Here is a 10,215-nt window from a genome sequence, read left to right on the forward strand (position 1 = left end):
TACTCCGGCTTCCTGGAGTGCGGCGACTGCGGGTCCCCCATGTTCGCCATGAGCCGCCGGGACATCAAGGACGCCTACCGCTGCGGGGAGTACCACAAGCGGGGATTGAAGGGCTGCACCAGCCACCACATCCGTGTGGACAAGCTGGATGAGCTGCTGAAAATCTATGTCCGAAAGGTCAAAGACAACTCCGCCGCCATGCTGGACCGTCTCAACGCGGACCTCGCCAAGGAAGAGGAGGACGTGGCCGAAACGGAGCAGAGCGCCGCCAATTTGGAAGCGGTGCTGGCGGACCTCCAAGAGGAGCTGAAAGCCACGAAACGCCAGCGCATCCGGGACATCATGAAGCACCCGGACCGGGAGGAGGTCCTGGAGGAAACCTATGACGAGCTGGAGAGCGACCTCCTTCGCCGCATCGAGGGCATCCAAAACCAGATTGCCATGACGGTGGACAAGCGGAACACCATCATCCAAGTGAACCGGACAGCCAAAACGGCGTTGGAGGTCTTCGACGACATTCTGGCCAAGCCCAAGCTGGACCGGAACGACCTCCAGCTCATCATTCATAAAATCAAGGTCTATGAGGACCACATTGAAGTTCTGCTGAAAAGTGACATCGACGCTCTGCTCCGCTCCGACGAATGGGAGGACAGCCCCGCCGTGGCGGCCATGGCTCCCGCCAATATTCCCTTAAACGTACCCGAAAAGCCCTATGAAATCCAAATCACCCAGGAGAGCGACCACCGCCGGGGAAAAATTTTCACTGTCAAGGTTATCAGCAACGGCGACCCCTTGGAGATTTACACCAGCCGGGACGGCGAGGTCATTTTCAAAAAGTATTCCCTTCTGGGGGGCGTGGAGGACTTTGCCGGGCAGCTCTGCGAGACCATGAGCCGCTCTACCGGCTGCATCTGCGCCGTAACCGACCGGGACACCGTCATCTCCGTGGCCGGCGGCGGCAAACGGGAGCTGCTGGGCAAGCGCATCACCCCTGAGCTGGAGCAGATCATGGAGAGCCGCCGCATTTACCAGTACAGCGGAGAAGGGGACGCCATCCCCGTCTGCGACGGCAGCGACAAACTGGTCACCAATGTGGCGGCGCCCATCCTCTCGGAGGGAGACCTGCTGGGCATGGTCCTGTTTGTGGGCAGCACGCCCGGCGCTGCCACCGGCGACGCGGAGTACAAGCTGGCCCAGACCATCGCCGCCTTTTTGGGGCGGCATATGGAGAGCTGAGAACGGGCGAATCCCTGGCGGATGCGCTGCCCCAGGCCGTGCGGGCGGTCTCGGGCAGGGAAACCGAGGGTTGACGGGAGCGGCGCAGACGCGCCGCTCCCGCTTTTCTCCGGGGGCGTCTGGGCTGTAAAGGAAAACCCGCTGTCCCATCAGGGCATGAGCTTGCCGGAGGGCCTCCGGCTGGCAGAGTGCATCCTTGCGCACCTTTCTTTTACATAAGCCGAAGCCCCCCTGTGCAGGCTGATGATCTTGCACAAGGGGGCTTCTTATCAATTGTCCGATTTTGCCGGTTCCGTTCAACCGTTTATGCGGGATCTGTTTGCCCGGATGAACAGGCCGCTCAGTCTCCGCACAGGCCGGCGGTGATGATGGCCATGGAATAGACCTCCTGGGCGTTGCAGCCCCGAGAGAGGTCGTTGATGGGGGCGTTGAGGCCCTGGAGAATGGGGCCGTAAGCGTCGAAGGAGCCCATGCGCTGGCAGATTTTGTAGCCGATGTTGCCCGCGTTGATGTCCGGGAAGATGAAGGTGTTGGCCTGCCCGTGGACGGGAGAATCGGGGCACTTGGTCTTCATCACCCGGGGAGACACGGCGGCGTCGAACTGGAGCTCGCCATCCACCACCACGCCAGGCAGGGCGAACTTCGCCTTTTCGCAGGCCTGATGCATTTTGTCCACGTCGTCGCCGGCGCCGGAGCCGTGGGTGGAGTAGCTGAGGAAGGCCACCTTGGGGTTGATGCCGAAGGTCCGGGCGGTCTGCACGGTCTCCACGGCGATCTCCACCAGCTCGTCCTCCGTGGGCTTGATGTTGATGGCGCAGTCCGCCATGGCGAAGACGTCGGGGTCGCCGGTGGCGGAGGGACGGACCAGGATGAAGCAGCTGGAGACGATCTTGCAGCCCGGCTTGGTCTTGATGAGCTGGAGCGCGGGACGGACGGTGTCGGCGGTGGAATAGGTGGCGCCGCCCAGAAGAGCGTCGGCATAGCCCATCTTTACCAGCATGGTGCCGAAGTAGTTGCCCTGCTTCAGCTTCTCGCGGCACTGCTCCTCGGTCATCTTGCCCTTGCGGAGCGCCACCATCTCGGCGACCATCTTCTCCATATCCTCAAAGGTCAGGGGGTCCAGAATCTCCGCGCCCTTGACGTTGAAGCCCACCTCCTCGGCGGCGGCCAGGATTTCCTCCCGGTTGCCCACCAGGACGGGCATCAGGAACGTGGCGGAGAGCAGCCGGGCGGCGGCCTCCAGAATGCGGGGATCGGTTCCCTCGGTGAAGACGATCTTCCGGGGATGGGCCTTCAGCTTCTTGATTAAGAATTCAAACATGTTTCTTCCTCCAGATGTACAAGTTTCCGCTGAGACTTTACGTCTCCATTATACACCTTTGCCAGCCCTGGTCAATCCAAATTTCAGCTCCTTTCCATAAAAATTTACGCTTCTGTCACCATTTACCAACCGGAATATGGCACACTGATTCCGCCGGAAGCGGCGTTTCCCGTCGAAATCACCGGGAAAGCGCCGGATATCCCCGCTTTTTTGCCCAGCCCAGGGCTTGACGAAAAGGGAAAAAAGCGGTATGATAGGCATTGGTAACAAATTGTAACTTTTTATGGACATCCCGCCCCTTTTGCCGGGAACGCCCGGGGAGGGGGCGCATACGAGGAGACCTATGAGCGAAGACAGAAAAAAGACCACCGCGCCGCCCCGCCCGGCGGTGAAGCAGTCCGCTCCGGACGCCGGAGCGCGGGAGGACCTTCCGGAGGGCTGGAGTCCCTGGCGGGAGTGGGACCTCCCCCCCACCATCCGAGATTGGGAGCCGGAGGAACCGGACCAGCGCCGGCCAGAGCGCCGCCGCACGGCCAGGGGCCGCGCCGCCCCCCGTTCGGAGCGGAAGACGCCGTCTCCATCCCATCCTCAGGAGCGGCAGGAACCTCACTCCCTGCGCCAGACCATCGCCCAGCGAAAACTGCACTTCCGCCGCCGCTGGCGGCGCATCGTCCGGGAGAACAAGGCCCACCGTTTCCCGGAATCGGAACGGCTGCCGGTTCAGCTGACGCTGTTCTTCTGGGGGATGCTGCCCATGTGGGGCAGCTTGTTCCAGGAGGCCCTTCTGCAAAAGAACAGCGCGTCCCGGCAGAAGAACGCCCAGAAAAAGCGCCGCTGGCGCATTCATCCCGCCGTCTTCCTGACGGGGGGCTGCGCCCTGGCCGCAGTGCTGCTGTTCTTCTCCACCTACACCAACGGCGTCACCGTCACTTATGACGGCAAGGTGCTGGCCTCCCTGGCCAGCAAGAAGGAGGCGGAGGACGCCCGGGCGGAGCTGGAGAAGGTCACCGCCCAGACTCTGGGCCGGACCTTTACCATCGACGACTCCCTGATTCAATACTCCTCCGGCCTTCTCCGGCGGCAGGACCTGGTGGATAAGGAGACCTATGAAGAGGAGCTGAGCCAGGAGGTGGGCATGGTCACGGCCGCCTACTGCCTGTATGTCAACGGCGAGCGCATCGGCGCCACGCCCTACAAGGGCGCGCTGGAGCAGCTGCTGGAGCAGATTCAGCTCTCCGCCACCAACGAGGGCACCATCTCCGTCTCCTTTGCCGAGGAGGTGGAGGTCAAGGAGGAGTTCGTCGCCACCGACAGCCTGATGAACCTGGGGTATCTGGCGGAAACCCTTTACAGCACCAAGACCGCCGAGGTCACCTACACCGTGGCCAAGGGGGACACCTGGTCCGAAATTGCCGAGGACCACGGCCTCACCTCCAAGGAGCTGGAGGCCCTGAACCCCGGCTATAACATCGACAAGCTGCAAATCGGCGAAATTCTCACCATGTCCGCCTCCGTGCCCTATCTGACCATGACCGTGATTCAGCAGGAGCGGTATGTGGACAGCGTGGCCTTCGATGTGGAATACACCGACAGCGCCGACATCTACGTGGGCGACTACCGGGTCACCTCCTCCGGTGAATACGGCGCGGCGGACACGGTGGCCAACGTCACCTATGTCAACGGCGAGGAGACCGAGCGGACGGTGCTCTCCAGCGTCACCCTTCGGGACCCCGTCACGGAGCACCGCCTCCGGGGCACGAAGCCCAAGCCCATCACGGCGGCCTCCGGCACCTTCCGCTGGCCCACCACCGGGCGCATCACCTCCCGCTTCGGCGGGCGCAGCTCCCCCGGCGGCATCGGCTCCACCAATCACAAGGGCATCGACATCGCCGTCCCGAGAGGGACCCCCATCTACGCCGCGGACGGCGGCACCGTCACCTACGCCGGGTGGATGGGCGGCTATGGCTATCTGGTTCAGATCGACCATGGCAACGGCTATGTGACCCGGTACGGACACAACAGCAGCCTGACGGTCTCCGTGGGCCAGAAGGTCTACAAGGGCCAGCAGATTGCCCGGGCCGGCTCCACCGGCAACTCCACCGGCAACCACTGTCATTTTGAGGTCCGTTATAACGGCGTGGCCAAGAACCCGCTGAACTATCTGTAGCCCGCCGCTGTTCCCCAGAAAAAAAGGACCGCCGGATTTCTTCCGGCGGTCCTTTCGCGTCTCTGGCGGAAACTCAAGGGAGCTTGTACTTCTCCAAATCCTTGTCCAGGCTTTCGGTGAACTCCCCGGCGGCCTTGAAGTCGTGGAGATAGGCGTGGCGCTGCTCGGCGTGGTCCTCCCGCTCCTCGATGACGCAGACGGCGATGTTGGAGCAGTGGTCGCTGACCCGCTCCAGATTCGTCAGCAGGTCGCTTAGAATGAAGCCCAGCTGAACGGTGCACTCCCCGTTCTGAAGCCGCCGGATGTGCCGGGCCCGGATTTCGGCGGTGAGCTGGTCGATGGTCTCCTCCAGGGGCTCCACCGTCTTGGCGGCGGCGGGGTCGTCCGCCTGGAAGCAGTCCACCGAGGCGGTCAGAATGTCCTCCAGGGCCCGCTCCAGCACCCGGAGCTCCGCCTCGGCGGAGCCGGAGAAGCTCAGGCCCTTTTCGTGAAGCTCCCGGGCGGACTCCTGGATGTTCAGGGCGTGGTCCCCGATGCGCTCGAAGTCCCCCACGGCGTGGAGCAGGCGGGAGACGGTGTGGATGTCCTCCATGGACAGGCCATGCTGGGAAATCTGCACCAGGTAGCCGCTGAGACGGTCTTCGTAGATATCCAGCTTGTCCTCGTTCTCCAGAAGCTCCGCCTCCAGCTCCTGGTTGTAGTGGGACAGCTGCCCCAGGGAGCTCAGCAGGCTCTTCCGGGCCAGGGCGCCCATCTGGCAGGTCTGGGCGACGCACTCGCTGACCGCCGCGCCGGGGGTCCGGAGCAGCAGGGGGTCCAGGAAGGCGATCTGAGGGGTCTTGTCCCCCTCTTTGACAGCCGCCCGGGCCAGCTTTTCCAGCTGGCCGGAGAAGGGCAGCAGCAGCGCGGTGGTCAGAACGTTGAACACCGTGTGGCACAGGGCGATGCCCACCGCCCCCACGGCGGTGTCCATAAAGGGGAAGTGGAAGAGCAGGTCTCCCCCGCAGAAGACGATGAGTCCGATAGACGCGCCGATGACGTTAAACGCCACATGGATAACGGACACCCGCTTCGCTCCCCGGGAGACCCCAATGGAGGAGATCAGCGCCGTGACGCAGGTGCCGATGTTCTGGCCCATGATGATGGGAATGGCGATGCCGTAGGTGATGGAGCCGGTGAGGGCCAGGGCCTGCAAAATGCCCACGGAGGCCGCCGAGGACTGGATAACGCCGGTGAACACCGCCCCCACCAGCACGCCCAGAAGGGGATTGTGGAAGGCCGTCAGCAGGTCGGAAAAGCCCGGCATCTCCGCCAGGGGACTGACGGACTGCTTCATCAGCTCCATGCCGTACATCAAGATGGCAAAGCCGATGAGGATGCGCCCGATATCCCGCCGCCTCTGCCGCTTGGACCCCATGATGAGCAGGATGCCCGCCAGGGCGAAGAGAGGGGAGAAATTCTCCGGCTTCAGGAGATTTAAAAGCACGCTCTCGCTCTCAATGCCGGTGAGGGAGAGAATCCAGGCCGTCAGCGTGGTGCCCACATTGGAGCCCATGATGACCCCGATGGTCTGCCCCAGCTCCATGACGCCGGAGTTCACCAGACCCACCAGCATTACCGTCACCGCCGAGGAGGACTGAATGGCAATCGTGATGCCCGCCCCCAGAAGAAGCCCCTTCATGGGGTTGGAGGTCATGCGCTTCAAAAGCCGCTCCAGCCGGCCGCCGGCCATTTTCTCCAGGCTCTTGGACATGGTGGTCATGCCATAGAGGAAAAAGGCCAGACCGCCGCAGAGGGTAAACAGGGAAAAAATATCCATAGGCGTCTCCTCACTTCCGCGTCCGCGTCAAACCGGACGCTCCATCTTATGTGCTGGACCCATTATATATGTGGAGGGTGTGGCAGGGAAATCGGCGGAATTACCAAAACGCAAAATTTGCGTAAATTTTTGGCAGTTCAACCAAATTTTATTCTTCTGATTTGTCTTATTCGCCGCCCTCTGTCCCTTCGACCGGCTCCGGTCTCCAGGGGCAGCGGCCGTACAGCGAGGTCAGGGACCGGATTTCCTCCGCCAGCTCCGGCCCGGTCCGGCCAGGCAGCAGCCGCCAGCGCCAGTTGCCCTCGGCCACGCCGGGGACGTTGATGCGGCTCTCGCTGCCAAGGCCCAGGTAGTCCTGCATCTGGGCCACAAAGAGCTCCGCCACGCTGCCCTGGCCCGCCCGGAGCAGAGCCTGCCGGATGTTTTCCGCTCCGGAGGTTCCCAGATAGCGCTCGGCAAAGGCGCGCTCCTGTTCTCCGACGGCGGCGTACCACCCGGCGGCGGTGTCGTTGTCGTGGGTGCCGGTGTAGCAGACGCAGCGGGGCTGGTATTGATGGGGCAGATAGGCGTTGTCCGGTCCGGAGAAGGCAAACTCCAGCACCTTCATCCCCGGCAGGCCGGACTCCTCCCGGAGCTGGTGGACGCCGTCCGTCAGAATGCCCAGGTCCTCGGCGATGAAGGCGATGCCCTGGAACCAGGAGGTCAGCACCCCCAGAAGGTCCATACCGGGGCCCTTCTCCCAGGCACCCACCCGGGCGGTCTCGGACCCCGCCGGGACGGCCCAATAGCTCTCCAGTCCCCGGAAGTGGTCGATGCGGATGACGTCGAACAGTTTGGTGGCCCCTTCCACCCGGCGAATCCACCAGCCAAAGCCGTTTTGCTTCATGGCGGGCCAGTTGTACAGGGGGTTGCCCCAGAGCTGGCCGTCCTCGGAAAAGTAGTCCGGCGGCACCCCCGCCACCTTGGAGGGACGCCCCTCCCCGTCCAGAAGGAACTCCGTCCGCTCGCTCCACACGTCGGCGGAGTCCAGGGAAACGTAGATGGGCAGATCGCCGATGAGCCCCAGGCCCAGGCCGTTGACATAGGTCTTCAGGGCCGCCCACTGGGTGAAAAACCAGTGCTGGACGCAGGTCTGGAAGGCCACTTCCTCCGCCAGCTCCACCCGCCAGCGGTCCACGGCCTCCCCCTCGTGGCGGCGGAGGCCCTCGTCCGGCCAGTCAAACCAGGCCAGGCCGCCGAAATGCCCCTTCACCGCCCGGTACAGCGCGTACTCCCGCACCCAGGGATTCTGCTCCGCGAAGGCCCGGGCGGCCTCCGCCGTCTCGCCGCTGACCCGGGAAAAGGCCTTGCGCAGCAGGGGCTCCCGGCTCTTTTTCAAAGCGCCGTAGTCGATTTTATCCCCCGCCGGGACCCGGGCGGAGGAGAGCTCCTCCTCCGTCAGGAGGCCGTCCTTCGCCAAAAGGTCCAGGTCGATGAACAGCGGATTTCCGGCGAAGGTGGATTCGCTGGTGTAGGGGGAGTCCCCGCCCCCGGCGGGACCCACGGGCAGAATCTGCCACCAGGACTGCCCGGCGTCCTGAAGAAAGTTGGCAAAGGCTCTGGCCTCCGCCCCCAGGGAACCGATGCCATATTCCGACGGCAGGGAAAAAATAGGCAGGAGTATGCCTGCGGAACGCTTCATAAGATCAAACCTCCCATGTTGATAGTGTGCCTCTCTATTGTAAAAAAACGACCTCCGGTTGTCAAGGGAACCGGAGGTCGTTCTTCTGAGATAAAATCAAAGCGCTTTCTCGTAACAGTTCAGGGTTTCTCGGATGTACCCCTGGAAGAAAAACTCCGTGGCCCCGGCAAAGCGGTAGCCCAGTGAGGGATACAAACGGTTGGCGGGTACGTTCCCCTCCCAGGTGTCCAGGCGGATGACAGACTTGCCCTGGGCCCGGGCGGTCTCCTCGCAGAATGCCGCCATCTGCCGGGCGCGGCCCCTGCCGGATTGGCGGGGGTGAATGCAGAGGGTGTGGATGACCCCCACCGCCTCCCGCTCCGCGGGAATCGACCAGGGAATTTCATCATACTCCGGCAGCTGGACGCCGTTGAGGTTCACCACGCCCCAGAGGACGCCGTCCTCCTCCCCCACATAGAGGGTCCCGGCCTCCAGCACCTGCCGGGCGCTGTCCACGGTGGGATAGGTCCCCCGGAGCCAGTTGGTGTAGGCAGGGCCCCGGGCCTCCTGGTCAAAAATGGCCTCGTAAATCTCCCCGATTCCGGGCAGATCGGCGGCGGCGGCCTTACGAATCACGGGGCTCTTCCTCCTCCGGTTTTTCTGAGGCCTTCTCTCCGGCCTCCGGGACCGGCTCCTCCGGGGCCACGATCTTCTCGGAGATCATATGAACCTTTTTCGCCGGAGCCTCGATCTCTGCCGGACGGGTGGAGGCGTAGGGGCTCTCCACCAGGGCGGGATCCCGGCCCTCGATGATGGCCACCATCTCCGCGCCGGTGATGGTCTCCTTCTCCAGAAGGTAGGCGACCACCTTGTCCATATCCTCCCGATTGTCCCGGATTACCTCCACGGCGGTCTTGTAGGCCTCGTCCAGAAGGGCCTTCACAGCCTTGTCCATCCGGGCGGCGGTGTCCTGGGCGCAGTCCATGCCATAGCCGCCGTCCAGGTACTGGTTCCGCCGGGAGGCCAGGGCCATCATGCCGAACTCCTCGCTCATGCCGAACATGGCCACCATGTTCCGCGCCACATTGGTGGCGTCCTGAATGTCCTGGGACGCGCCGTTGGTCATGGTGTCCATCACCACCTCCTCGGCGGCGCGGCCGCCCATGGAGACGGTGATCTTGGCCATGAGCTCCTCGCGGGTCCGCAGCTCCGTCTTGTCCTCCTCGGGCATCAGCAGGGTGTACCCCAGAGAGCCCTGGGTGTGGGGAACGATGGTGATCTTCTGCACCGGCTCGGTGTTTTTCTGCTTATAGGCCACCATGGCGTGGCCCACCTCGTGGTAGGCCACCAGCTTCTTCTCAAACTCGGTGAGGACGCTGCCCTTCTTCTCCGTGCCGGCGATGACCAGCTCGAAGGCGGCCAGCATATCCTCCTGGCTGACCAGCTTCCGGCCCTTCCGCACGGCCCGGAGGGCCGCCTCGTTGACGAGGTTGGCAAGGTCCGCCCCCACGCACCCGGCGGTGGCCAGGGCGACCTTTTTCAAATTCACGTCCTCCCCCAGGCGGATGTTCCGGGTGTGAACCTCCAGCGTGGCGACGCGGCCCGCCAGATTGGGCCGGTCGATGGTGATGCGCCGGTCAAACCGCCCGGGGCGGAGGAGGGCCTGGTCCAGCACCTCCGGCCGGTTCGTGGCCGCCAGGAGGATGACGCCCTTGGTGGGGTCGAAGCCGTCCATCTCCGCCAGGAGCTGGTTCAGGGTCTGCTCCCGCTCGTCGTTGCCGCCCATGCGGTTGTCCCGGGATTTGCCGATGGTGTCGATCTCGTCGATGAAGACGATGCAGGGAGCGACCTTGCTGGCCTCTTTGAAGAGGTCCCGCACCCGGCTGGCGCCCACGCCCACGAACATCTCCACAAAGTCGGAGCCGGAGATGGAGAAGAAGGGCACGTTGGCCTCTCCGGCCACGGCCTTGGCCAGCAGGGTCTTGCCGGTGCCCGGGGGGCCCACCAGCAGC

7 protein-coding genes are annotated in these 10,215 nt (G+C 63.6%); 2 read left to right on the top strand and 5 right to left on the bottom strand.

What is annotated here, in order from left to right:
• Window positions 1-1,236 (top strand): stage V sporulation T C-terminal domain-containing protein (locus tag QZ329_RS13465; RefSeq protein WP_295753472.1); only part of this gene is annotated, 1,236 nt, incomplete at its 5' end.
• A gap of 340 nt (window positions 1,237-1,576) precedes the next feature.
• Here the strand turns inward: QZ329_RS13465 and pta are convergent.
• Window positions 1,577-2,557, bottom strand: a complete 981-nt coding sequence (gene pta, locus QZ329_RS13470; RefSeq protein WP_295753474.1) for a phosphate acetyltransferase — start codon at window positions 2,555-2,557, stop codon at window positions 1,577-1,579.
• Between the two features lie 343 nt (window positions 2,558-2,900).
• Between pta and QZ329_RS13475 the strand changes: the two genes are divergently transcribed.
• Window positions 2,901-4,724, top strand: coding sequence for a peptidoglycan DD-metalloendopeptidase family protein (locus QZ329_RS13475; protein ID WP_295753477.1), 1,824 nt, complete (start codon window positions 2,901-2,903; stop codon window positions 4,722-4,724).
• Between the two features lie 73 nt (window positions 4,725-4,797).
• Here QZ329_RS13475 and QZ329_RS13480 read toward each other — a convergent pair whose 3' ends face one another.
• The 4 genes from QZ329_RS13480 to QZ329_RS13495 all read right to left on the bottom strand — a co-directional run.
• Window positions 4,798-6,543, bottom strand: coding sequence for a Na/Pi cotransporter family protein (locus QZ329_RS13480; protein ID WP_295753480.1), 1,746 nt, complete (start codon window positions 6,541-6,543; stop codon window positions 4,798-4,800).
• Window positions 6,544-6,709: 166 nt separating this feature from the next.
• Entirely contained in the window at window positions 6,710-8,224 is a 1,515-nt protein-coding gene (malQ, locus tag QZ329_RS13485; protein WP_295753482.1) for a 4-alpha-glucanotransferase, read from the bottom strand.
• A gap of 96 nt (window positions 8,225-8,320) precedes the next feature.
• Entirely contained in the window at window positions 8,321-8,839 is a 519-nt protein-coding gene (locus QZ329_RS13490) for a GNAT family N-acetyltransferase (RefSeq protein ID WP_295753484.1), read from the bottom strand.
• On the bottom strand, window positions 8,829-10,215 hold a 1,387-nt coding region (locus QZ329_RS13495), incomplete at its 5' end, for an AAA family ATPase (RefSeq protein WP_295753486.1). The genes QZ329_RS13490 and QZ329_RS13495, both read right to left, overlap by 11 nt.

The organism is uncultured Oscillibacter sp. (assembly GCF_910579365.1).
Lineage (GTDB): Bacteria > Bacillota > Clostridia > Oscillospirales > Oscillospiraceae > Oscillibacter.